This window comes from Acinetobacter sp. CY79, assembly GCF_059515845.1.
The window spans coordinates 82,619-108,657 of record NZ_JCAKMY010000001.1; the positions used below are offsets into that span (position 1 = coordinate 82,619).

The 26,039-nt window shown below is 38.9% G+C and carries 23 protein-coding genes and 1 tRNA gene; 9 read left to right on the forward strand and 15 right to left on the reverse strand.

The window, feature by feature from the left end; genetic code table 11:
• Positions 1 to 239: 239 nt before the first annotated feature.
• Positions 240 to 761: a tetratricopeptide repeat protein gene (locus AC5YCE_RS00430; protein WP_496170339.1), complete on the forward strand. Its 522-nt coding sequence runs from the start codon at positions 240 to 242 to the stop codon at positions 759 to 761.
• A gap of 35 nt (positions 762 to 796) precedes the next feature.
• On the opposite strand, the gene AC5YCE_RS00435 is transcribed toward AC5YCE_RS00430, so the two are convergent.
• The 3 genes from AC5YCE_RS00435 to AC5YCE_RS00445 form a co-directional block, all read right to left on the reverse strand.
• The gene (locus tag AC5YCE_RS00435; RefSeq protein ID WP_496170341.1) at positions 797 to 1,738 is read right to left on the reverse strand and encodes a DUF4424 family protein; all 942 of its coding nucleotides are present in this window, start codon (positions 1,736 to 1,738) and stop codon (positions 797 to 799) included.
• Between the two features lie 41 nt (positions 1,739 to 1,779).
• Positions 1,780 to 2,031: a hypothetical protein gene (locus AC5YCE_RS00440; RefSeq protein WP_496170343.1), complete on the reverse strand. Its 252-nt coding sequence runs from the start codon at positions 2,029 to 2,031 to the stop codon at positions 1,780 to 1,782.
• Positions 2,032 to 2,178: 147 nt separating this feature from the next.
• Positions 2,179 to 2,565 (reverse strand): MerR family transcriptional regulator, encoded by a 387-nt coding sequence (locus tag AC5YCE_RS00445; RefSeq protein ID WP_496170345.1) that lies wholly within the window; start codon positions 2,563 to 2,565, stop codon positions 2,179 to 2,181.
• 74 nt (positions 2,566 to 2,639) lie between these two features.
• On the opposite strand from AC5YCE_RS00445, the gene AC5YCE_RS00450 reads away from it, so the two are divergent.
• From AC5YCE_RS00450 to AC5YCE_RS00480, 7 genes are all read left to right on the forward strand, one after another.
• A complete protein-coding gene (locus tag AC5YCE_RS00450; RefSeq protein WP_496170347.1) occupies positions 2,640 to 3,122 on the forward strand; it encodes a DUF2938 family protein in 483 nt (160 codons plus the stop codon).
• Between the two features lie 293 nt (positions 3,123 to 3,415).
• Entirely contained in the window at positions 3,416 to 4,798 is a 1,383-nt protein-coding gene (gene ahcY, locus AC5YCE_RS00455) for an adenosylhomocysteinase (RefSeq protein ID WP_496170349.1), read from the forward strand.
• 181 nt (positions 4,799 to 4,979) lie between these two features.
• A complete protein-coding gene (metF, locus tag AC5YCE_RS00460) occupies positions 4,980 to 5,816 on the forward strand; it encodes a methylenetetrahydrofolate reductase [NAD(P)H] (RefSeq protein WP_496170351.1) in 837 nt (278 codons plus the stop codon).
• A gap of 33 nt (positions 5,817 to 5,849) precedes the next feature.
• Positions 5,850 to 6,560: a 16S rRNA (uracil(1498)-N(3))-methyltransferase gene (locus AC5YCE_RS00465; protein ID WP_496170353.1), complete on the forward strand. Its 711-nt coding sequence runs from the start codon at positions 5,850 to 5,852 to the stop codon at positions 6,558 to 6,560.
• Positions 6,561 to 6,730: 170 nt separating this feature from the next.
• Positions 6,731 to 9,580, forward strand: a complete 2,850-nt coding sequence (locus AC5YCE_RS00470) for a sensor domain-containing protein (RefSeq protein ID WP_496170355.1) — start codon at positions 6,731 to 6,733, stop codon at positions 9,578 to 9,580.
• A gap of 142 nt (positions 9,581 to 9,722) precedes the next feature.
• On the forward strand, positions 9,723 to 12,002 hold the full coding sequence (locus AC5YCE_RS00475) for an NADP-dependent malic enzyme (RefSeq protein ID WP_496170357.1): 2,280 nt from the start codon (positions 9,723 to 9,725) through the stop codon (positions 12,000 to 12,002).
• Between the two features lie 119 nt (positions 12,003 to 12,121).
• Positions 12,122 to 13,357, forward strand: coding sequence for a multifunctional CCA addition/repair protein (locus AC5YCE_RS00480; protein WP_496170359.1), 1,236 nt, complete (start codon positions 12,122 to 12,124; stop codon positions 13,355 to 13,357).
• A gap of 73 nt (positions 13,358 to 13,430) precedes the next feature.
• On the opposite strand, the gene AC5YCE_RS00485 is transcribed toward AC5YCE_RS00480, so the two are convergent.
• The 12 genes from AC5YCE_RS00485 to AC5YCE_RS00540 all read right to left on the reverse strand — a co-directional run bounded on the left by AC5YCE_RS00485 (position 13,431) and on the right by AC5YCE_RS00540 (position 24,430).
• Positions 13,431 to 14,060 carry a LysE family translocator gene (locus AC5YCE_RS00485; protein ID WP_496170361.1) on the reverse strand — a complete coding sequence of 210 codons (630 nt, stop codon included), beginning with the start codon at positions 14,058 to 14,060 and terminating at the stop codon, positions 13,431 to 13,433.
• Between the two features lie 21 nt (positions 14,061 to 14,081).
• Complete coding sequence (locus AC5YCE_RS00490; RefSeq protein ID WP_496170363.1) at positions 14,082 to 15,266, reverse strand: winged helix-turn-helix domain-containing protein; 1,185 nt, start codon at positions 15,264 to 15,266, stop codon at positions 14,082 to 14,084.
• 108 nt (positions 15,267 to 15,374) lie between these two features.
• A complete protein-coding gene (gene epmA / locus AC5YCE_RS00495; protein WP_496170470.1) occupies positions 15,375 to 16,352 on the reverse strand; it encodes an EF-P lysine aminoacylase EpmA in 978 nt (325 codons plus the stop codon).
• A gap of 5 nt (positions 16,353 to 16,357) precedes the next feature.
• Positions 16,358 to 17,425: a 4-phosphoerythronate dehydrogenase gene (locus tag AC5YCE_RS00500; RefSeq protein WP_496170366.1), complete on the reverse strand. Its 1,068-nt coding sequence runs from the start codon at positions 17,423 to 17,425 to the stop codon at positions 16,358 to 16,360.
• Positions 17,426 to 17,556: 131 nt separating this feature from the next.
• Complete coding sequence (locus AC5YCE_RS00505) at positions 17,557 to 18,423, reverse strand: cysteine ABC transporter substrate-binding protein (RefSeq protein ID WP_496124983.1); 867 nt, start codon at positions 18,421 to 18,423, stop codon at positions 17,557 to 17,559.
• Positions 18,424 to 18,484: 61 nt separating this feature from the next.
• Entirely contained in the window at positions 18,485 to 19,351 is an 867-nt protein-coding gene (locus tag AC5YCE_RS00510) for a transporter substrate-binding domain-containing protein (RefSeq protein ID WP_496124984.1), read from the reverse strand.
• 28 nt (positions 19,352 to 19,379) lie between these two features.
• Positions 19,380 to 20,111: an amino acid ABC transporter ATP-binding protein gene (locus AC5YCE_RS00515; RefSeq protein WP_496124985.1), complete on the reverse strand. Its 732-nt coding sequence runs from the start codon at positions 20,109 to 20,111 to the stop codon at positions 19,380 to 19,382.
• A 2-nt stretch (positions 20,112 to 20,113) separates the two neighbouring features.
• Positions 20,114 to 20,779 carry an amino acid ABC transporter permease gene (locus tag AC5YCE_RS00520; protein ID WP_496124986.1) on the reverse strand — a complete coding sequence of 222 codons (666 nt, stop codon included), beginning with the start codon at positions 20,777 to 20,779 and terminating at the stop codon, positions 20,114 to 20,116.
• Positions 20,769 to 21,428, reverse strand: a complete 660-nt coding sequence (locus tag AC5YCE_RS00525) for an amino acid ABC transporter permease (protein ID WP_496170368.1) — start codon at positions 21,426 to 21,428, stop codon at positions 20,769 to 20,771. Before AC5YCE_RS00525 ends, AC5YCE_RS00520 begins: the two co-directional genes overlap by 11 nt.
• Before the next feature lie 252 nt (positions 21,429 to 21,680).
• Positions 21,681 to 21,771 (reverse strand) — tRNA-Ser (locus AC5YCE_RS00530).
• A 98-nt stretch (positions 21,772 to 21,869) separates the two neighbouring features.
• A complete protein-coding gene (locus AC5YCE_RS00535) occupies positions 21,870 to 23,903 on the reverse strand; it encodes an FAD-dependent oxidoreductase (protein ID WP_496170370.1) in 2,034 nt (677 codons plus the stop codon).
• A gap of 173 nt (positions 23,904 to 24,076) precedes the next feature.
• Entirely contained in the window at positions 24,077 to 24,430 is a 354-nt protein-coding gene (locus AC5YCE_RS00540) for a hypothetical protein (protein WP_496170372.1), read from the reverse strand.
• A 249-nt stretch (positions 24,431 to 24,679) separates the two neighbouring features.
• Here AC5YCE_RS00540 and argG point away from each other — a divergent pair, with 249 nt between their 5' ends.
• A complete protein-coding gene (argG, locus tag AC5YCE_RS00545) occupies positions 24,680 to 26,023 on the forward strand; it encodes an argininosuccinate synthase (RefSeq protein WP_496124990.1) in 1,344 nt (447 codons plus the stop codon).
• Positions 26,024 to 26,039: the final 16 nt, after the last annotated feature.

Genomic DNA, 26,039 nt, shown 5'->3' on the forward strand with positions numbered 1-26,039 from the left:
CCCAACTAATATGTATAAGATTTCATAAGCCATTTTTTAAGTCTTAATCCTTTCATCATTTGACATGATTTTAAGAAATCAGAGAACTTTGCAAGGTTTCCTCATCATCCAAATGAATTGTTTGGTTTGTTTTTTCAACATTATGAATCCTTAATCTAAGCTATAATGAACAGGCTAATTTATATATTGGCTTTTTTTATTTTTAATCGTCTGCTTTATGAAGTGGCTTTGGAATTTTTATGCCTAAACGTATTACTGTCCCAACTGAACTTGCAAATCGTGCACTTGCTGGAAATGCGGAAGCTCAGTTTGAGCTTGCTGATTTATATATGCAAAGTGAGCATGATGATGACATTACTTTAGCTGAGGAATGGGCGCTCAAAGCTGCTGAAAATGGTCAAGTTGAAGCGATGTATTGGTTAGGTGAAGGCTATACCGTTTATGCCAAGGAACTTCGAGAAGAAGACCCTGAAGAATCTAAAGCTCACTTTGAGTTAGCCTATTACTGGTTATCTAAAGCTAATATCCAAAAACACGCTGCTGCGACTTTAGAGCTTGCAGGCTATTACCGTCGAGGTGATGTGATTGAAAAAGATGAAGCGAAATCTGTCGCTTTAGTCAAACAAGCAGCTGAGCTTGGTGATGTTCAAGCGATGCGTGATTTAGCATTCATCTATGAAAATGGGATGGGTGTAGAAGCGAACGAAGAGCAAGCAGATTATTGGACGAAGAAAGCTGAAGAGCATCATAAAGATCAATAAATTAGGAAAGCCCTTTTAAAAGGGCTTTTTCATGCTTATCTCTTTTTCACAAAAATAATATTCAAATCTTGCTTTGGTTTAAAATTTTTCTCTACCATTTGAAACCGTGTTGGACTAACTTTCTTCACTTTTCCTGCCCAACAAAATGAGACCAACTCATTCGCGTCTCGTTCGATCGTCAATTTAAAATTTTGAATCTCTTTCGCCCAATTCGCACCTGTTTTTAAAATATAGCCCAACGCGGAATAAGGTGCATTTTCGGATTGAGCTTTTTTCAAACCTGCCTTAAAACTCGGATCCATACAATATTCTTTACCCTCATATTCAGTTGAAAATGCAACAGAACCTCCGACCAAAGGGGAATATTGATGTTGCACTTTGGTCATTGAATTCGCTTTAAACGTCTGTTGCCAACTATAGATGACTTGTGATGACCACGGGATAACATCATCTTTATATTCATTAAGTAGCTTTTGTAATTGAGGAACTTTGCAAGACCTTAATTTATCTTCAAAATTAGAATATTCGTAACTTTTTCGATTCCATGGATTAAGCATTTCAGACTCAGAAAAACCACACTGTTTGAATAACTCTGTAGTATCTATCGCTTTTGAGTTTTCATCTTTTTGGATAAATGTCCGTACATGAATTTTGGGCTGAATCTTGTGTCCATTCACAGTCACTTTAAACGTTTTTAATAATTGTGCTGTATCAGCAAAATCGGCTTCAAAAAAGTTATCAACTTTTGGTAACGGAAACAGAATCATTTCGGTAATATCTTTATTCGTTAAATTTTTAAATTGGTAATCAACTTTAATCTGTTTTTTGCTAACAAATAGATCTTCACTGTACATTTGAATATCTTTATTTTTTAAATATTGAATACCACCTGTTGCAACAAAGCCTGTACTGTCATTCGCAATGGACAGTACTGACAGCATAGATAATCCACAAAACACCATTGATTTTTTCATCATATTTCTATCTTTTTCTAGTTTTAATTTACAAGTAAACTCAATTATTCAAACAACATAAACCATTTTTCAGGGATATATTCAAAAACAGGAATTAAAATCGCGATAACACCCCATAGAATCAATATGGTAAAAATTATTGCAGCGAGCATTGACCATAATTTTAAAAACCAATGCATACCCTGTGTAAATTTGTTTAAGCGATTCGATAAAACACAAATCGCAATTGCACCAATCACCACCACAATAAGCATCGCTAAACCTTGAGGTCCAACATCACCTCTAGTTCTCGCCATGAGCATTTGAACTGGTAATAGCGATAAGCCCAATATTATTATTTTTCTATACATATTTTATTCAATCGTTCTAAGTTAAATATTTAAAATTTATTAATATTTTACAAAATATTAGTGAATCATTCTGCAAATAATCTAATCTCAATATTACTGTTGTGGAGCAGCTAATAATTTTAAAAAGTCTGGACAACTCAAATGATCTTGATAAGGACACTTTTCAATGTGACTCAAGATAACCGATAAATTATTCAAAGCCTCTATTTTGTTTCTAATCACTATTTTTACATCAGGAATAATCGCACGAGCAATTTTAATTTTAGCATCATGAATTGTGAGTTCTTTAATTTCATTCAGAGACATTCCTCCGTTTTGCAATATTTTTACAAGTGCAAGCGTTTGAAGCGTATATGTTGGATATTGACGTCTTAGCCCTTTACGCCCTATAGATTTTATCAATCCCTTAGATTCATAGAACCTTATCGTTGCCGTTGAAATTTCAGTTTGATGAGATAAATCTCCGATATCAATTTCCACAAAGACACCTTGACTTGAAGTTAACTTTAAGTTTCAAACTAGCATAATTCAAACCATAAAGAGTCAAATATTTAATGAATATCTTTATACACAGTATAATTCTAGGTCTACTTTCTACGCTCATCATGGACTTATTGGCATTGCTTAGATTCCATTTTTTTCAATCGAAATCATTCAATTATGCTCTCATAGGGAGATGGACTTTATCACTTAAAAATTTTAAATTCTTATACAACAATATAACTTCAAGCCCTGTGGTTAAATACGAAATGATCGTGGGTTGGCTACTTCATTACGCGATTGGTGTGAGTCTGAGTTTCATTTACCTCCAAACTCCTATCTTCAATGAACAACCCAATATTTTTATTTCATCTATTCTATTTGGTTTATTCACGACTTTAATTCCTTTGATCATCATGCAACCCATTCTAGGGTTTGGTTTTTTTGCATCTAAAACGCCACGACCAACACAAAGTATAAAAAATAGTTTGATCGCTCACTTCAATTTTGGGCTTGGTTTATTTTTAGCTCAGTACACCCTTTTTAAACTCTTTTGATCATCACTTACACAGTCGAAATCAGCTTCGTTCTTTAATTGAGCTTAATTTCAATTGCTTTAGACATGAATTCATAAAATTCACATTGAAATAAAATAAACTCATTGTAAACTATGCCTCAGTCGAGGGGTGCTGCGACGTGTTTACAGTCTGATTTTAAAAAATTGTCATGTAAACTCGCTAGGCTCGACCATCGGTCCAAACATTCTTTTGAACCAAAAACGGCATCCGCGAACATAACGATCCAATCCATTTTTTACTGTTATTACACATCTAATAACGAGGAGATCCTGATGAACGCGGTTAATGCTTCATTTAAAGATTATAAAGTTGCCGATATTTCACTTGCTGATTACGGCCGTAAAGAAATCAAACTTGCAGAAGCTGAAATGCCAGCTCTTATGGGTCTTCGCAAGCGTTATGCTGCGGCTAAACCACTTGCAGGCGCGAAAATCCTCGGCTGTATCCACATGACCATTCAAACTGCAGTTCTCATTGAAACTTTGGTTGAATTGGGCGCAGAAGTTCGCTGGACCTCTTGTAACATTTTCTCAACTCAAGACCATGCTGCTGCTGCGATTGCTGCTGCGGGTATTCCTGTTTTTGCTTGGAAAGGCGAAACTGAAGAAGAATACATGTGGTGCCTGGAACAACAAATCAATGTCAATGGCACGCCTTGGGATGCCAACATGATTTTGGATGATGGTGGTGACTTAACGCTACTTGTTCATGAAAAATACCCAGAAGTGATTGCTAAAATTCACGGTGTAACTGAAGAAACCACCACAGGTGTTCAACGTCTATATGAAATGTTACGTGATGGTACGTTAAAAGTGCCTGCAATCAACGTAAATGATTCTGTGACTAAATCTAAAAACGACAACAAATACGGTTGCCGCCACTCACTTAACGATGCCATCAAACGTGGTACAGATATGCTTTTATCTGGCCGTCGTGCGCTTGTGATTGGTTACGGTGATGTGGGTAAAGGTTCTGCGCAATCACTTCGTCAAGAAGGCATGATTGTCCGTGTGACTGAAGTAGATCCAATCTGTGCGATGCAAGCATGCATGGACGGTTATGAAGTTGTATCTCCATACAAAAATGGCGTACAAACAGGTAAAAAAGAAGACGTAAACGTTGATCTTCTTCAAAATACTGACCTCATCGTGACGACCACAGGTAACTACCACGTATGTGACTCAGCAATGCTTGATTCACTCAAAGCAGGCGCTGTTGTATGTAACATCGGTCACTTCGACACTGAAATCGACACCAACTACTTACGTGGTTACAAGTGGGTTGAAGTGAAGCCACAAGTTCACCAAGTGTATCGTTCAGAAGATGAAAATAACTATCTGATCCTTCTTTCTGAAGGTCGTTTAGTGAATCTTGGTAATGCAACAGGTCACCCATCACGCATTATGGATGGTTCATTTGCCAACCAAGTCTTAGGTCAAATGCATTTATTCGCTGAGAAATTTGCTGATCTTCCAGAAGCTGAAAAAGCTGCAAAAATCCGTGTAGAACTGATTCCGAAGAAATTAGATGAAGAAGTTGCCGCTGCAATGGTTGCAGGTTTTGGTGGTGTTCTGACTCAATTGACTCAAGAACAAGCAGACTACTTAGGTGTTGCTGTTGAAGGTCCATTTAAATCTGAGACTTATAAATACTAAGTTTTTAATCCCTCTCCCTAACCCTCTCTTGCACTGAACTTTAAAGCAATGTTAAAGCATGTTCAGGAGAGGGAATATTCATTACAACATGAATATTTTCGAGGCTAAGTACTCTCCTTTCAGGAGAGGATTTAGGAGAGGTGAAAATATGAATCAGTATTTATAAAAATAGGATTTGAACATGTCAAAACAGATTCCAATTTCTTTTGAGTTTTTCCCAACCAAAACTGATGCCGGTGCGGAAAAACTCATTACGGTTCACAAAGAACTACAACTGCTTAATCCAGAGTTTTTCTCTGTGACCTATGGTGCAGGGGGGTCAACCCGTGAACGTACGCTCTCCACTTTGAATGATTTCAATGGCAAAGGCACACCTGTTGCCCCTCACCTGTCTTGTATTGGTGACAGCAAACAACGTATTGCTGAACTTTTAGATTTATATAAATCTCAAGGGATTGATCGAATTGTTGCGCTTCGTGGTGACTTACCTTCAGGTCAAGTGGGTTTAGGCGAATTGCCTTATGCACAAGACTTGGTTCGCTTTATCCGTGAACATTCAGGCGATCATTTTCATATTGAAGTGGCGGCATATCCTGAAATGCATCCCCAAGCAGACAGTTTTGACAAAGACATTCAACGTTTTTGTGAAAAAGCCCATGCAGGTGCAAATGCAGCTTTGACTCAATTCTTCTTTAATCCAGATGCATACTTCTACTTTATAGAACGCATCCAAAAAGAAGGGGTCAATATTCCTGTTGCGCCGGGCATCATGCCAATCACCAATGCCAGCAATTTGATTCGTTTTGCGGATGGTACAGGTGCTGAAGTGCCACGTTGGATTCGCAAGCAACTCGCAACTTATGGTGATGACACCGCTTCGATCAAAGCTTTTGGTCATGAAGTGATTGTTAAACTTTGCGAACGTCTGATTGCAGGTGGTGCGCCAAGTTTGCACTTCTACACCATGAATACCACTGATCCTACACGCCAACTTGTTCACGACCTTGGTCTTGCTTAAGTAACCGTTCTTTATTTTGAGAGTAAAACTTTAATGCCACGTTTTTATATTGAAACTGATTTAGCAGTAGATACCACCGTTGAACTGACTGAAACTGTATTTCATCATTGGGTTAAAGTTTTACGTGCTCAAAATGGTGAAAAAGCCACTTTGTTTAACGGACAAGGTGGCGAGTACGAGGTTGAATTGGTTGATGTTGCAAAAAAATCTGCGTCAGTTTTCATTTCAGCATTTAATCCTGCCAATCGCACACCCAAGTTTCAGGCCTTACTGGGTCAGGTGATGAGTAAAGGCGATCGGATGGATTATGCCATTCAAAAAGCGGTTGAACTGGGTGTCTCCCAAATTCAACTACTCACATCTGATCGTTGTGAAATGCGACTTAAATATGATCGCGATCAAAAGAAAATTGATCATTGGCAAGGTATTGCCATAGCAGCCTGCGAACAATGCGGTCTCAATATTGTGCCAAAAATTTTAGCGCCTATTTCACTTGAAAAATGGCTTGAATCAGTACTACCTACGACAAAGTTGGTGCTTGCACCGAACAAAGATGAAGTCGATGTATTAACAGATGCCACTTCAGATATCGCTTTACTCATTGGTCCTGAAGGTGGCTTGAGCGAAGAAGAAATTATTGCTTCAAATCAGAAAGGTTTTATCAATTGGTGTATTGGAGAGCGTGTTCTGAGAACAGAGACAGCGCCTGTTGTTGCACTTTCTATTTTGAACTATAGAATTTAAATCATGAATAAAAAAAATATGTTAATTACATTACGTTTTTGTTGATTTTTGCAACAATTAACAGTAACTTCAACTATGTCATCAGCCAATATTTTTAACTGAATTAAATAATCCTAAGAATTATATATTCTAATAATCAAAATGAAATAATGAAAAGGTAACTCCCCATTATGTATGACGTTCAGGATGAACATCTTTCTAAAGGTGTTACTGAATCACAAATCAAAACAGCGGCATATCATTTACGATTTTTTCTCGTATGGGTGGTATTTACTACTTTTTATAACATTGTTACTTATCATCAATTTTTCAACTATCAATCTGCCAATTACAATATTTGGTTCTTTATAAATAGTTCAATTAATATTGCTGCTTGGTTTATTACCCAGCAGTTGATCGATTCCAAAAAAATTAGTTTATTTAATTTAGATGCATGGTGCCAATTGGTCTGTCTCATCAGTGGGACTAGCCTCGGTATTGGTGTACTGATCATCAACCATTTCCTGATCGTGGAAAACAGTCAAATTACAGGCGTACACATTCTACTTTCAAGCCTGATGACCTCAAGTATTTACATTATCGGTATCGTTTATCTCACACAAAGATTACGTTACTTTTTATTTATGTTTATACCCACTACAGTGCCGGTATTACTTGCCAAAACATTTTTTCATGACAATGTTCCCGATGTTTATAATTTTATTTTCTACTCATGGTCTGCGGTTGTTCTGGTCAGTGCTGTTTTAACCCATAAAATTCATCGTCATTTAAATCGACTTAATACTCACAATCAACTGTATTTAAAGCAATCGAAAATTCATTTGAATGAATCCGAAGTCCTCCAAAAACAGCTTCAGCAAGAAATCTCTAAATCCAAAAATATAGAAAACGAGTTGCAGCTCAGCAATCAATTACTTGAGCAAAAAGTGAAAGAACGTACTTATGATATTAACCGCATCAATGAAAGCTTACAGAATCATCAAGCCAACTTAGATTTTGCTCATGAAACCGCAGGCATACACTCTTGGTTATGGAATATTGATAAAAGAACCATCGAACTGTCTGGCAAAAAGTCAGAAGTTAAAGTGATCCAATACGATAATAAAGATCAAATCGATGTATTGATTCACCCCGATGACAAACCTATTTACAACCGACTGATGAGACGCCACCTCAGAGGGTATTCTGATCGTTTTGAAGCCAACTATCGGGTCTTTCATAATCGAAAATGGCGTTGGATTAAAGATATCGGTAAAGTCATTGCACGTGATCCACAAACGCGTTTACCTTTGAGAATGGTTGGGATTCATCAGGATATCGAACAAGAAAAAATCGACCAAGATCAATTGAAACTGGCATCCATTGTATTTAATCAAGCGGCTCAAGGGATTTTCGTTTTAGATACCAATCTATGTTTCTTGGATGCGAACCCCTATTTCTGTGAATTAGTCAATATTCCACGTGAGCAAATCATTGCAAAACATATGTTTGATATCACGATTAATACTCACTTTGAGATCAGTAAAATACACGCTGAAATTTCTCAAAAAGTGTTGAATACAGGATATTTCAATGCTGAAGTCAATGATGAGTTTATTTCTGGAAAATCACTGACCGTATGGCTACATATTAATGCCGTATATGACGATAAAAACAGAATTATCAACTATGTTGGCGCGGTTACAGATTTAACAGAACGTCGACAGCATGAAGAAAGACTGGCCTATTTAGAGAACTACGATCTATTAACAGATTTGCCTAACCGCGTTTATTTTAATCTTCAAATGCATCAGTACCTTATTAACAAAACCAAACCTTTGAATCATTTTGCTATTTTAAGATTAAATGTTGACCGATTTAGAAACTTTAATGAGTTTCTTACTCATCAAGCTGGCGATGAGTTATTAAAAAGAATATCTAAAAGACTTAAAAATACCTGCCCAGATGCGGTGCTGATCGCCTATCTGAACAATGATGATTTTGCAATTATCTATAATTTAAGCAATACACATTTCACGATTCAACAAAAGATTGATGAAATCATCGCAGTGTGTAGTCGACCATTTAAAATTTATGATGAAGAACATGCAGTTACGGTATCTTTAGGGGTGGCGATCTATCCTGATCATGGTCGTCAAATTGGTAGTCTAAACAGTCACGCAGAAATTGCGCTTTTGAAAGCCAAAAAGCTCGGTGGAAATACAGCTTATTATTATAAAAACAAATCAGATACCATCCAAGGTAGCGACTTACAACTTGAAATCGATATGAAAAATGCAGTCAAGAACAATCAATTTCAAATCTATTATCAAGCAAAAGTCGATAGCGAGACCATGAAAACGATTGGCTTCGAAGCATTGATTCGCTGGAATCATCCTAAACATGGCATGATCATGCCTGATCGCTTCTTAGGGATCGCAGAAGAAACCAGCATGATCTCTGAGATTGGTGAGTTCGTTTTTTTTGAAACATGTAGACAAATCAAACAATGGCAAGCTCAAGGTCTCAGCAATATACGAATTTCTATTAATATTGTTGCGCAACAAATTCATCGTGGATTACTCCTCAATCAAATTGATGAAGCCCTTACTCGCTATGAGCTTGACCCTCAATTCATTGAACTTGAACTGACCGAATCCTCACTTTTAGATAAGTCAGAATCTGTGGTTGACTTATTACAACAAATTAAAGATCGAAATATCAAAATTGCTTTAGATGATTTTGGCACAGGGTATTCATCATTGGCTTATCTGGCGGCTTACCCCATTGACACGCTTAAGATTGACCGTGCATTTATCACTAAAATTGGTTCGACTAAAGATAATGCCATTGTGAATGCAATTATTGCCATGGGTAAAGCAATGGGGATGAAACTTGTGGCTGAAGGTGTCGAAAATTTAGAGCAAATTATATACTTAAAGCAACAAGGTTGTGATTATTTCCAAGGCTATTACTTCTCACGCCCTTTAAATGCTGAAGATTGTACAGAATTCCTCATTCGAGAAAAACTGATCCAGTAAGAATGTTTTTCCTAGAACCATAGTCTTAAGCTGTGTAAATTATCGACTTTTTAACTGGGATCAATGTGGAACTAGTGGTATATTCAAAGTGAAATAATCAAAAAACCAGCAACGCTGGGATACTGTAAAAACTGGGATTCAGATGGACGATCAATCTTTAAAAGAGCAAGCACTTTATTATCACGAATTTCCCACTCCAGGAAAAATTAGTGTCACACCAAGCAAACAACTTATTAACCAACATGATTTAGCGTTAGCTTACTCTCCAGGTGTAGCAGCTCCATGTTTAGAAATTGAAAAAGATCCATCAAAGGCTGCGCTTTATACTGCACGTGGTAATTTGGTTGCTGTGATCACCAATGGTACTGCGGTACTTGGCTTAGGAAATATTGGTCCTTTAGCTTCAAAACCTGTGATGGAAGGTAAAGGCGTACTGTTTAAGAAGTTCGCAGGTGTTGATGTATTCGATATCGAAATTGACGAAAACAATCCAGATAAGATTGTTGATATCATTGCTGCATTAGAACCAACGTTTGGTGGTATTAACCTTGAAGATATCAAGGCACCAGAATGCTTCTACATTGAGCAAAAGCTTCGTGAGCGCATGAACATTCCTGTGTTCCACGATGATCAACATGGTACTTCGATCATTGTGGGTTCAGCATTGCTGAACGCTTTACAGTTAAACGGCAAGAAAATTGATGAAATCAAGATTGTTGCTTCAGGTGCCGGCGCTGCTGCCCTGTCTTGCCTAAACTTGCTTTGTGCCCTTGGTGCGAAGAAGGAAAATATCGTCGTTGCTGACTCACGTGGTTTGCTTACAACAAAGCGTGAAGGATTAGATGAATCTAAGAAAGCTTATGTGCAAGACATTGAAGGCTCTCAAATTGCAGATGTGATTGCTGATGCTGATATGTTCTTGGGTCTTTCAGCTGCAGGCATTTTAACCAAAGAGATGGTTAAAGTGATGGCGAAAGATCCAATTATCTTTGCGTTGGCCAACCCAGATCCAGAAATTCTACCTGAACACGCACATGAAGTACGTGATGACGTGATCATGGCGACAGGTCGTTCTGACTATCCGAACCAAGTGAACAATGCACTTTGTTTCCCATACATTTTCCGTGGTGCGCTTGATGTTGGTGCAACGACGATTAATGAAGAAATGAAAATTGCTTGTGTTCATGCGATTGCTCGTATGGCGCACGTTGAAGCAGATGCTGCATCTTATGGTGAAAAATCTGCATCTTTTGGTCGTGATTACTTAATTCCACGTCCACTTGACCAACGCTTAATTCTTGAAATTGCACCTGCAATTGCACAAGCTGCAATGGATTCAGGTGTAGCCACTCGCCCAATTCAAGATTTCTCACACTATCGTCAGCGCTTGTCTGAGTTTGTTTATAACTCAGCATTTATGATGAAACCTATTTTTGCTCAAGCAAAATCTGATCCTAAGCGTATTGCATATGCTGAAGGTGAAGACTTACGTGTTCTACGTGCGGTTCAAATCGCGGTAGACGAAGGCTTAGCTTTCCCAATTCTGGTGGGTCGTACAGCGGTCATTGAAGCAAATATTAAGAAACTCGGTTTACGTCTTGAGCATGGTGTAAATATCACCATCGTCGATCAAGAGAAAAATCCTGATTACGAAAAATTTGCGGATGATTACTACAGCATTATGCAGCGTAAAGGTGTAACGCCTGAATATGCACAGCGTGAAACTCGTCGTCGTTCTACCTTGATCGCAGCAATGTTGGTTAAACATGGTTTAGCAGATGGTATGTTGTGTGGTACTTATTCAAGCTATGACATCCATTTGGATTTCGTGAGTAACATCATCGGGCTTCAAGAGGGTCGTAACACATTCTTTACGCTGAATGCTTTGATGCTTGAAGATCGTAACCTGTTTATTGCAGATACGTATATCAACCGTAATCCAACGGCGGAACAATTGGCCGAGATGACGATTTTAGCGGCTGAAGAAGTACGTCGTTTTGGTATCACACCTCGCGTTGCGCTTCTTTCTCATTCCAGTTTCGGTTCGGATCAAGATGATGTAAGCGCTCAAAAAATGCGTAAAGTATTTGATCTCTTAAGTGAAATTGCGCCTGAGCTTGAAGTGGAAGGTGAAATGCACGGTGATGCAGCACTTGATGAAAATATTCGTCATTTTGCATTCCCAAACTCTCGCTTTAAAGGTTCGGCGAATCTGTTGATTATGCCTAACTTGGATGCAGCGAACATTTCATTTAACTTGTTGAAAGCGACTTCAGGTAACAATGTGACCATCGGTCCTATTTTACTCGGTGCTGCCAAACCTGCGCATATCTTGACACCAACAGCAACGACTCGTCGTGTAGTCAATATGACGGCTTTGACTGTGGCAGAAATTCAAGAAGCTGAGAATGCAGCACTTTGATTTAAAATCAGATTATAGCTTCCACCAAAGTTGAGGCTATTTATTATCGAAGTCACATGATGTGACTTGAGAAAACCTCTATTCTGTAGCATGATTGCTTGAAGAATAGAGGTTTTTTCATGCAAGTTTATTTAGTAGGTGGTGCTGTCAGAGATCAGTTGCTCGGACACCCCTATCACGAAAAGGATTATGTTGTTGTTGGTGCAACGCCAGAACAACTTTTAGCTCAAGGTTACCAGCCTGTGGGGAAGGATTTCCCTGTTTTTTTACATCCAGAAACCAAAGATGAATATGCGTTAGCCCGTACTGAACGTAAATCAGGTCATGGGTATCATGGTTTTGAGTTTTATACGGATATCAGCGTTACGCTTGAAGATGATTTGATCCGTCGTGACTTGACCATCAATGCCATCGCGATGGATGATGATGGAAAAATCTATGATCCTTATCATGGGCATGACGATTTAAACCATAAAATTTTACGTCATGTTTCCGATGCTTTTGCAGAAGATCCTCTGCGTGTACTCCGTGTGGCTCGATTCGCTGCTCGTTATCATCAGTATGGCTTTACCGTCGCAGAAGAAACCTTAGCCTTGATGCAACAACTCGCAGATTCTGGTGAGTTAAAAGCATTGACGCCTGAACGTGTTTGGAAAGAGACATCAAGAGCGTTAATGGAACGTGATGCAGATGTTTATTTTGAAACATTACGTCAGTGCGGTGCTTTAAAAGTGTTATTTCCTGAAATTGATGCACTGTTCGGTATTCCACAACGCCCTGAATATCATCCTGAAATTGATTGTGGGATTCATACTCTCATGTCTTTACAACAGGCTTGTCTTGCGAATTATTCCTTAGATGTTCGATTTGCCGTTTTGGTGCATGACTTAGGCAAAGCCCTTACCCCTAAAGATCAATTACCACGTCATATTATGCATGAAGAACGTGGCGTAGCACCTGTGAATGACATTTGTGATCGTCTCAAAGTCCCGACCAATACCAAACAACTTGCGATTGCTGTATGTAAGGAACATTTAAAAAGCCATCAAGCATTTACTTTAAAAGCAGGCACTTTATGGCGGTTACTTCAACGTTTAGATGTCCTTCGACGACCTGAGCGCGTTGAAGCTTTTATACAAGCCTGTGAATGTGATGCAAAAGGTCGTTTAGGTCTTGAAGATCGAGATTATCCACAAGGTCGTTACATTTTGGAAGCCATGCAATTGGTTCGCACCATTAAAGCATCTGATTTGCCAGCAGATATCAAAGGACCTGATATTGGTGAAATGCTGATTCAAAAACGGATTGAAGCTTTAGCTGATCTTAAGCTTCATCACGCACAATTGAATGCTTGAAACGTTTGATCCTGAAGTTTAGTGCTTAACACAAAATTCTCTCTTGCTCATGAACAAGAGGGAATCTCTATATTTATTTCATCACTAACCCAATTATAAAAAATGCCGAATCCCAGATCGGCTTCAGTACAGATGCGACCAATAAAAGTGCCATCGTGGTATTAAATAATTTTAAACGTTTGGCATCATGGATCACATTTTGTAATTTTTCACCGATGAGTGCCCACACACCTGTACTCGGTATACCTACCAGACCATACGTCAAACCCAGTATTAAATACCAATACGCTGCGCTATCAGCCGCCAGATAGGTTGTTACTGCGCCCAAAGCCATCACCCAAGCTTTTGGATTTACCCACTGAAACATGGCAGCCTGTATAAAAGTCAACGGTTTAGACTGCTTGGCATCTGTATCCATCCCACCTGAACCATAAATCTTAGAAGCCAAATAAAGTAGATATATGATCCCGATAATTTTCAAGCACTCATAGAGTATGACGTTTGAACTGATGAATGAACCTATGCCCAGACCTACAACTGCAACCATAAAACCAAAGCCACAACCAATGCCTAAAATATGAGGAACCGACCGCTTAAAGCCAAAATTCACTCCAGATGCAGCGAGCATAATATTGTTAGGACCAGGAGTGATTGACGTGACAAATGAATAAAGTACAAATGAGAAAAAGACCGTAAAAGACATAAGAATATTTACACCGAAATTTTATAGTTTTAACTTTTGATAAAAATGAGGATCGAGCTGACAATGATTAAACTTTGCAAATTGTTTAAGCTCCACCGTCAGTAACTCAACAAAATTAGCTTTATTGTGAATCACTTCTTGCACATGAAAATTAACAATTTCTAAAATACCTTCTGCACGATGCGCCTTACAGTCTATTTTTGCAACGAAATCTGTTCCATAAAGAATAGGCAAACTGAAGTAACCGTATTGACGTTTTTCAGGTTTAACATAGCATTCTAAACGATAGTTAAAATTAAATAATGCCATTAAGCGATCACGATGAATCACCAAATTATCAAAAGGAGAAAGGATTTTCACCACGCTTTCAATATTAGGGATCTGTTCAATTCCTTCCGCATCCACATACACCAATTCACCTGAAGCTAAACGCATCTGTTGAATCACTTTTGCATCCAGTTGCTCATCGATGATGCTTTGCATTGCTTTTTTAAGCTCAGCGCCGGTCTTTAAATGAATCAACTGTTTCCATGTAAAAACGCCTTGTGACCTTTTAACTGTCTCGTATAAGTAACGTGCATATTCAGCTATTGAAGGCTCTGTCAAATCGACGCTCGAACTCAGATAATCCTCTGTCAATGCATAGACTTTTTCTACACCTGAACGCTGACATACCATCAGGTCGCCTTGCATATAGAGTTGCTCAATAGAGTTTCTTACAATTCCTGAGCTCCACCACGTTTGACTAGAATTTTGATTTTTGTCGATAAAATCGCGCGACCTGATCTCCCCTTCTGATTTTACTCTCGCTAAAATTTCTCGCATGAGATGTTGATCACCACGATTAAAATACTTACTGTCCCCTCGTCTCACGGCATTCATTTGTCGAAGTGCATAACGGTAGTCGCACATAGGCATATATGAAGCTGCGTGAAACCAATACTCAAAGATCTGTTTATTTTCGAGCAATGTATTTAAATGATCTTGTTGGTAATCATCTACACGACTCCAAAGTACGTGATGATGTGCACGCTCAACCACTGAAATGGTATCAATCTGAACATATCCCAAATGTTGAATAATATCCAAGGTTGCACGTGTTCCTTGTAGAATAGAATCAGATTTAGGGAATGGATTGGAGCACTTTGATCGTTGAGAGCAATACAGTGAACGATATATCGCCAATTGTCTTAATCGAACATCCATAAGCTACCTTTTATTATTATTTTTTAAATCATGATCTGATGATATAGATCAGCATCATAACCTGAATACAACGTTAACGATGTATTCAGGATGTATTTAAACATTGATTTAAGATCGTTCAGCAGGGAAAGTTAGCACTTGCTCCAACTTCATGTTCTCAGTCGCAACCATCAATAAACGATCAACACCTAAAGCAATTCCTGAACATTCAGGCATATTCGGCAATGCTGCCAACAAATATTCATCGAGTGGCATGACATGCAAGCCAAGCTTTTCACGCGCTGCATTATCAGCTTCAAAGCGTGAACGTAGCACATCTGCATCGATCAGTTCATCATAGGCATTGGCGAGTTCTAGACCCTCGATATAAAGTTCAAACCGCGCTGCGACCAACTCACCCTCTTCATCAGTTCTCGTTTTTGCAAGTGATGCCATTTCAGGTGGAAAATCCGTCAAAAATACTGCTGTATCAAATCCAAGACTGGGTTCAACCATATGTGAAAACAACAGATCCATATAGCCTAATCGATCATCACCCAAATCAAGGGTTAACCCGACTCGATGGCACGCGTCTTTTAAATCCTTCAAAGATGCCTGCAAAGGATTGATATCCAAGCGATCCATAAATGCATGTTTATAACTGAGCACTGTCGGACGAATTTCACCGAAGCAATGCCCCAAAGTTACATTAAGTAAGTCACTGACTTCAAACATCAAATCCTTAAGGGTGAATGAAGGACGGTACCATTCCAACATGGTAAATTCACTGTTGTGTTTACGTCCATGTTCATCATCACGGAAGACTTTACAGATTTGATAAATTGCTCCGCTCCCACTCGCGAGTAATCGCTTCATTGGAAATTCAGGAGAAGTTTGCAAATAATGCGTTTGTTTTCGGCCCCCGATATGACGTAAAGCTTGAACTGATGCTAAATGCACATCGGTCACTCCTGCTTGCGACAAAACTGGCGTTTCTACTTCCATCACATCACGTTCAGCAAAAAACTGACGAAGTTGAGCATACATTTTGGCACGAGCTTGAATGGCTTTTAAATCGCATGTCGGTTGATACTGAATTTGATCCAAGTGATTCACGCTTTCGGTCCTCCATAAGCAGCCCATTCGCGGCGTAATGGATAGGTTTTGCGTAAATGATCAAAGGCTTTCTGATCCACCTTTCCATCTTTTAAGCATGCTCTTAAGTTTCGATCATCGCGCTCTATATCATAGATTTCTGATAACTTTTCTTTTAAGACAACTTTCAAATCTTGCCCTTGAAAGAACGCTTCACATTCAGGCAATTGTGTGTCGAACCGCTTATTGATGTCGTGATTAAATGTTCTACAAAATGCCTCATAAATCAGCTGTGTCCCGCGTGCTTTACCTTCTAAGCTATAACCTGCAATATGCGGTGTCACTATGCTAATAAGATTCAATAATTCTTCTGAAATTTCTGGTTCATGTTCAAAGACATCTAGAACGACTTGACGTGTTGTGTTTTGAATATCTGAGATTAAAGCTGATTCTTCAACCACAGGACCACGTGCAGAGTTAATCAAAATCGCTTCAGGCTTCATTTTCGATAAAGCCTCTGTATTGATTAAATGATAGGTTGGATGTTCACCTGATTTTGTTAAAGGAACGTGAATAGAAATCGCATCAGCTTGCTGAAGTAATCGTTCTAAATCCACCTGTCTGGTATCTTCACGCTCTACAAATGGATCTGTCCCAATCACATTCCAACCCAACAAGCCTGCCATGTACGCTAAACGCGAACCGACGTTACCTAAACCTACAATACCGAGCGTGAAGCTTTCATTGGCATCAATCAGTTCAGGACGTAATTTTAGTAAGGCAGTGATGACATATTCTGCAACCGCTTGAGCATTACAGCCTGCTGCGTTTGACCATGCAATTTGATGCTGATCTAAAGCTTGAATATCAAGATGATCCTTGCCAATCGTTGCACTCCCTACAAATTGAATCGGCGTATTTTGAATCAGTGCTTCATTAACTTGAGTCACTGAGCGAACCAAAAGTGCTTCTGCATCTTTCACATCTGTGTGTGTCAGTGTCCGCCCCGCTCTGTGCTCAATCTGTCCAAATTCAGAAAAGAAGTAGTCGGTAAATGCTAGATTTTCATCTGCAACAATTTTCATAATTCAACCCAAATGCCAATTCACCCTATGATAGCGCTTTGACCTTAAGCTGACTATGTCGAGCCTTGTGATATGAACACTCAGCAAATAAAAAACCGTCATAAGACGGTTCAATCGATGCAATGAACCCATTATTCAACCAACAAATCTTTCTGAGAAATCCCATTTCCATAAACAGGTTTCAGTGTTTTTTCATAGGCTTGTTGGATCACACCTTCCTTTGAAAGTTTTTCTAAATCTTTATTTAGCCAATCCAACAATTCGGTGTTGCCTTTTTTAACCGCAGGTGCAATGAAGTCTTGCTCACCTAAATGGGCGATCCCTACTGTGTAATCAGGATTCTCTTTCGCCCAAGCCAGAACCAATAAATTATCATGCGCTAAAGCCACACCACGCTTATCCTTTAATGCATCAAAGGTCTCTGTATTTTGCTCATACTTTTGCAATTTGATCTCAGGATGTTGTTTGGTGAAAAACGAATCCGCTGTTGTGCCTTTATTGACCAATAAAATTTTATCCTTTAATTGATTAATGTCAGTAATCGGTTGATCTTTTGAGGACACAACCCCCAAAGCCACTTTCAAATAAGGCTGAGCAAAATCAACCACTTCTTTACGCTCAGGCGTGACCGTAAAGTTTGCAAAGATAATATCGACTTTATTGGCCTTTAAATATTCAACACGATTCGCGGCTTCAGTCAGCACGAATTCCACTTTATTTTCATCACCTAATAAGTCTTTAGCCACATGTTTGGCAATTTCCACATCAAAACCTTGATTCTTGCCTTGCGCATCCAGATATCCAAAAGGTGGTTTATCACTAAACACCCCGATACGCACCACCCCATTTTTTTTGATTTGTTCAATTGATGAAATTTGAGCGTTTTCATCTTCTGCTTTTTTGGGTGTGGCGCTTTGATTACATGCAATCAGACTTAAGCTACTTAAACCTAATAATGAAACTGTAAATGCTTTTTTAAAATGTAATTTAATATTCATTTTTATACCTCTTTTCAATGATTTGAATAAACTCTTTTCATCATCTATAGAAAATTCAACCTCATTTTGAGTTAGTTTGAACTTCAAGGAAAATTTTAGAATCGACTTTATCCCCATAAATTGGTTTCAAAGTCTGATCATAAATTTTTTGAACTTCACCACTTTCTCTTAATGCTTTTATTTCAGTATTGAGCCAATTGAGTAATTCAACATTGCCTTTTTTGACTGCAGGCGCAATAAAGTCTTCATTACCAATTTGCGGGATTCCAACAGTAAAGTCAGGGTTTTGTGCAGCCCAAGCCAATGCATAAGTACTGTCTTGGGAAATTGCATCGCCTCGACCATCTTTTAATGCATTAAATGCATCGGTATTTTGTTCAAATTTAAGTAACTTAACTTTTGGATAATTTTTGCTGAAGAAACTGTCAGAACTCGAGCCTTTATTGACGATTAATGTTCGATTTTGCAGTTGTTTGATATCCGTAATCGGATTGGATTTTGGAGACGTGATGCCAAGTGACGCTTTTAAATAAGGTTCAGCAAAATCAACCACCTCCTTACGCTCAGGCGTCACTGAAAAACTGGCAAACACCATATCGACTTTGTCTGATTTTAAAAATTCAACCCGATTAGCCACTTCAGTCACGACATATTGAATTTTGTTCTCATCACCCAATAAGTCATGTGCCACTCGTTTTGCCAAAGCGATATCAAAACCTTGATGTTTACCTTGACTATCGACATAACCAAACGGCGGATTGTCTGCAAATACGCCAACTCGAATCACATCATTTTTCTTAATCTGCTCGATGGTTGATATTTGTGAAGAAGCTGATTGATCTTTTGTCGGTTGAGCTGGCTGGCATGCACTGAGAAAACATGCTCCAATCAATGTACTTATGGTTGTGATGGATTGAGTTAGATTCATTTTTATCCTCTTATTCTGATTCATTTGTTTAGTAACTTAAAATATTTAAAAATGATCGGGCACGTTCTGTTTTGGGCTGACTGAAAAATGTTTCTGGCGTGGATTCTTCAATAATTTTGCCTTGATCCATAAAAATGATTCGATCCGCCACTTTTTGAGCAAAACCCATTTCGTGGGTTACGATCAGCATCGTCATACCTTCCTGTGCCAAACCCAAGACCACATCCAAAACTTCACGCACCATTTCAGGATCAAGCGCTGCGGTGATTTCATCCATCAGCATCACTTTAGGTTGCATCACCAAAGAACGTACAATGGCTATTCGTTGTTTCTGCCCACCTGATAATTGTCTTGGATAATCTAATTTTCGATCATAAAGACCGACTCGTTTAAGCAATGCATCGGCAACCTGCTCTGCTTCAGCACGTTTTCTTTTTTGTGCTTGAACCGGACCCAATAGAATATTGTCGATCACGTTCATATGACCGAATAACTCATAATTTTGAAATACCATGCCGATTTCTTGACGCACATGGCTCCAAGGCAAATCTTTGCCTAATACACCCACATTGTCTAAAATGATGCGTCCTTCTTGAATGGATTCCAAACCATTAATACATCGTAATAGCGTACTTTTACCGCAACCTGATGGTCCTAAAATAACAATCACTTCGCCTTTAGATACCTCAAGATCAATTCCTTTTAAAATTTCTGATTCACCAAACGATTTTTTTAAATTTTTTATTTGTAGTAATGACATGGCTATTCCCAAATTTTCTCTAAATGGCGCGATAACAGTGATAAGGGATAACAAATGATAAAATACATACAGAAAATTAAGCCATAAATCCAAAGTGAGGCGTTCGAGACAACCAGTAACGAATTTTCAATAATTTGTTGCCCCACTTTTAAGACTTCAACCACGCCAATTAACACCGCCAAAGAACTGGTTTTCACCATTCGAGTAAATAAGTTGATCGCACCTGGTGTTATTCTTTTTAAACTTTGTGGGAATACGACAAAAATAAGCACTTGAAATGTACTCAACCCTAATGCGGCAGCCGAATCACGTTGATGTTGATCAATAGAAGTAATCCCTGCTCTGACGAGATCTCCCATTTCTGCGGTTCCCCAGAGGACAAAGACAAAGATGCAGACCCAAAATGCAGAAAATTGCCAATTCAACCATGTTGCAAAACCAAAGTAGAAAACAAACAGCAAAACCAAAATCGGAATGACGCGCATCGTTTCTAAATAGATAAAACAGAGGATTTTGATCAGCACATTTTTTGAGGTCATCATCACACCCAAAACGGCGCCCAATAAGGCGGACAGAAATACCGAAATCAGTGCAATTTGAATCGTCACCCATAAACCAGAGAGCAGCCTGAGCACATGGCTGGGTTGAAATAGAAAATCAAGTCCCATGGCTGACCTTCCGGCTGCGATACTCGAAATAACGGGTCAATGCCGAGACAGGCAATAGAATAATGAGATAAGCACAAATCAATAAAAACAGTGCTTCCGTGGTTTTATAATTCATACCAATCAAGTCTTTGGTGACAAATAAAAGTTCAACAATGGCAATGGCACTTAAAACTGAACTTTCTTTAATCAGAAATAGACAATTTGCGCCAATGGCAGGAATAGAGAACGCCAAAGCTTGTGGCAAAGTGACATAACGAAAGACCTGAAATGAGCTTAAACCCACGCTCTTGGCTGAATCAATCTGTCCTTCTGACACCCCTTGTAACCCTGCACGAAAGACTTCAGTCATATAACTTCCACCCAAGAAAGTTAATCCGATAATTCCACAAGTAAATCCATCAATTTTTAAACCCATTTTAGGTAAGCCGTAATACAGAAAGAAAAGCTGAATTAATAGTGGGGTATTTCTTGAAAGCTCGATGTAAATGGCAACGATTTTACTCAAAATAAAAACACGATGAATCGTAATCAGGCTACAAACTAAGCCCACGATGATCGAAATGATAATCGCAATGATCGAGATCTTTAGTGTGGTGAGCGTAGCAGTATAAAACTGAGGTAAAACACTCTGTATATATATCCAATTCAAATACACCTCCCTAACATTTTATATTTCTATTAAGTTTCTTATGGTTAAAAATTATTTTATCCATGCTTAAGAGTATGAGTCTAAAAATGATCGAAAAAATGTTGAACCATTAATATTAGATATACTTATTCTATTTATAAAAAAAATTAATTAAATCTTTTAAAATCAGATCATTAAATATGAAAAATAAGATTTTTTATTATAAGTAAAATATAAAAAAGCCCCAATCTTTCGATTGGGGCTTTTTGAATTTGGCGGAAGCGGTGAGATTCGAACTCACGGAGGGGTATAAGCCCTCGTCGGTTTTCAAGACCGGTGCATTAAACCGCTCTGCCACGCTTCCATGTGCGCCATAATACGAAGCTTTTCGTAGTATGACAAGTAAAAAATTCAACTAAAGCATCTAACTGCATAATGTTTCAGCAAAAACACTCAAAAGCATTAAATTTTGGCTGCAATTTCAGCGCCATCACGGATTGCACGTTTAGCATCAAGCTCAGCAGCCAGCTTTGCTCCACCTATAATGTGGAATTTTGCCAGTGTTTTATCTGTTTCACTAGGCATGATGTCTTTTACAGACTCTTGACCTGCACATACAACAACGGTATCCACACGTAAAAGTTGTGCTTGACCATCCGTCTCAATCCATAAACCTTCATCCGTTACTGCTTTATACTGGACACCACGGAGCATGCGTACTGCATGCTTTTTCAATTGTGCTCTATGTACCCAACCCGACGTTTTACCCAAGCCAGCACCTAAAGGTGTGGTTTTACGTTGCAGTAGATAAATTTCGCGTACAGGATGATCTACCTGTGCAGGCACAGAACCACCTTCAGTCAAATAGTTCGGATTAGGATCTACTCCCCACTCACGTTTCCAATCTTCTAACGGTTGCGGTTGTGGTTGATTTTCAGGTTTAAGCAAGTACTCAGAGACATCAAACCCGATACCTCCAGCACCGATGACAGCAACCTTTTGACCCACTGGTGCGCCACGTAAAACTTCAGCATATGACAGCACTTGTGGTGCATCACTGCCATCAATTTTTAGTGCACGAGGAATAACACCTGTTGCAACAATAATTTCTTCAAAGCCTTCACGTTCAAGTTGCTCACGATTCACTTTGGTATTCAAACGAAGCTCTACGCCTGTTTTTTCAATTTGAACTTTGAAATAACGAATGGTTTCGTGAAACTCTTCTTTCCCTGGCACAACTTTGGCTAAATTGAACTGACCACCGACTTCGTGACTCGCTTCAAATAATGTCACCTGATGACCTCGACTTGCAGCCACAGTCGCAGCAGACATCCCAGCGACACCACCACCAACAACAGCGACTTTTTTAGGTTTCTTCGTTTTGAGATAAACCAGCTCAGTCTCATAAGCGGCTTGCGGATTCACCAAGCAGGTTGCGCGTTTATTTTTAAAGGTGTGGTCTAAGCAGGCTTGGTTACATGCGATACACGTATTAATTTCATCAACACGGTTCGTCGCAACTTTATTCACCCAAAAAGGATCAGCAAGTAATGGACGAGCCATTTGAACCATATCAGCCTTGCCTGTCGCCAAAATCTCTTCAGCGGTATCTGGCATATTGATTCGGTTTGAAGCAATCACAGGAACTGAAACATGCTTCTTAACTTCAGCGGTATAATCAACAAATGCCGCACGGGGTACAGAGGTCACAATCGTAGGAATACGTGCTTCATGCCAACCAATACCCGTGTTCAGTAAAGTTACACCTGCTTTTTCTAAAGCTTTAGCAACGACAATCACTTCATCCATGGTATTACCGTCGTGAACAAGATCAAGCATCGACAACCGGAAGCAAATAATAAATTTTTCACCAACTTTTGCTCGAATAGCTTTTACGATTTCGACAGCAAAGCGCATACGATTTTCAATATCCCCACCCCAACGGTCTGTTCGTTGGTTGACATGACGACTTAGAAACTGATTCAGTAAGTAGCCTTCCGAACCCATGATTTCAACGCCATCATATCCCGCCTTTTTAGCAATACTGGCCGTGTTTGCATAATCATCAATCGTACTTAGAATTTGCTTTTCAGATAGTTGACGAGGTTTGAATGGGGAAATTGGTGACTTAATTGGACTTGAAGAAACAACAAATGGTTGATATCCATAACGCCCTGCATGCAAAATCTGCATCAAAATTTTGGCGCCATGCTTATGCACGGCGTGGGTGACTAACCGATGCGGCGCCACATCACCCAAAGTATTCATCGTTCCGCCAGCAGGAAGCAGCCATCCAGAACGGTTAGGTGAAATACCGCCTGTAATCAATAAGCCCACCCCACCTTTTGCACGCTCCCCAAAATAAGCGGCTAACTTTGGATAATTATAAAAGCGGTCTTCTAAGCCTGTATGCATTGAACCCATCACGATACGGTTTTTAAGGGTCGTGAAGCCTAAATCTAATGGTTTTAATATATTTGCATAGCGAGTTGTCATGGCATGTCCTTTAATTATAAGCTTTGCAACTTGTTGCATAAAATATTAACGTGTTTTTTTAAATATTGGATGACTGATAATTTTTTTTTGCTGACCCTAAAGTCAATTTCCTCTATCAAGAAATCGCTTGAATGCTTCGAATCACAAAACACGAGTTATGAATCTTTTTAATCTTATGAACCATCCACTGTCGATTTAGTCGTTTCAGCTTGCCACTTAAATATAAAGAATAGCATCACGATGCCCATCATTGTCCCAATTGGAAATGAAGCCAAAACAAACAATGTGAGAAATAGAGAAAAAATACGATCTTTCGTCCGACCATTTTTCACTGTTTTGGCAGCGGTTACATGTAGCGCCACTAAAATGATCTTCCCGACCACACTTCCAATCAAGTAACTCGAATTGTCTTGAGATAAATCCAAGCTGTAATTTAAAATATATACCGCATCAAAAACGACAACCACCGCAACGATATAGTGCAACCATGACAACACCTTGTTTTTAGGAGGTAATTCTTCAATCATTATTTCATCAATCCCGGTATTTTCAGCATTTTAAATCTAATTCCTAGTGATTCTTCTACTCAAGAACCATCCTATTTTATTAAATTAACATTTTCTGAAACGATTAAAGTCATGACTTTGATCTAATATTTTTGAGTAGAGTGACTTTTTAAAGAAAAATTCTGCATTCAAAAGTGCTACAATTAAAGAAATATGTATTCTCCTAGGTCACCTTTTCTTGGTACCTATTTTCTATCATTAGGATTAACAATGACTGATAATGCAACTATCTTGCAGAATGTCCCAGTTGGCAAAAAAGTGGGTATTGCCTTCTCTGGTGGTCTAGATACTTCGGCTGCTCTTTTGTGGATGAAACAAAAAGGCGCAGAACCTTATGCTTATACAGCAAACTTAGGTCAGCCTGATGAAGACGACTACGATGCGATTCCTAAAAAAGCGGAAGCGTATGGCGCAGTGAAAGCTCGCTTAGTTGATTGCCGATTACAGCTTGCGCTCGAAGGGATTGCTGCAATTCAATGTGGCGCGTTCCACATCTCGACTGGCGGTGTTCCTTACTTCAACACGACTCCATTAGGTCGTGCAGTAACAGGTACTATGCTTGTTACAGCAATGAAAGAAGATGATGTAAATATCTGGGGTGATGGTTCTACGTATAAAGGAAACGATATTGAACGTTTCTACCGTTACGGTTTATTGACCAACCCTGCGCTTAAAATTTATAAGCCTTGGTTAGACCAAACTTTCATTGACGAACTCGGTGGCCGTGCAGAAATGTCACAGTTCCTGATCGACAATGGCTTTGACTATAAAATGTCAAAAGAGAAAGCATACTCAACAGATTCAAACATGTTGGGTGCGACGCATGAAGCGAAAGATCTTGAATATCTTGATGCTGGTATCAAAATCGTTGATCCAATCATGGGCGTTGCATTCTGGAAAGATGATGTAGAAGTGAAAGCTGAAGAAGTATCAATTACTTTTGAAGAAGGCTTCCCTGTTGCAATCAACGGTCGTCGTATTGAAGATCCAGTTGAGTTCATTCTTGAAGCGAACCGTATCGGTGGTCGTCATGGTCTAGGTATGTCGGATCAAATCGAAAACCGGATTATTGAAGCGAAATCTCGTGGTATTTACGAAGCTCCGGGTATGGCGCTTCTTCATATTGCTTATGAGCGCCTTGTAACAGGTATTCATAACGAAGATACGATCGAACAATACCGCATTAACGGTTTACGTTTAGGTCGTTTATTGTACCAAGGTCGTTGGTTCGATTCTCAAGCGCTAATGCTTCGTGAAACTGCTCAACGTTGGGTTGCGAAAGCAGTGACAGGTACGGTGACTTTAGAACTTCGTCGTGGTAATGATTACACCATCATGAACACTGAATCTGAAAACCTGACATACGAAGCTGAACGCTTAACGATGGAAAAAGGTGATTCGATGTTCTCCCCAATGGATCGTATTGGTCAGTTAACCATGCGTAACTTGGACATTACTGATACACGTCAAAAACTAGGTATTTATACAAACTCTGGTTTATTGGCTGTAGGTACAGGTTCTGCTGTTCCACAGTTGAAAGACAAAAACAAATAAGTTTGTTTAAAGCAAA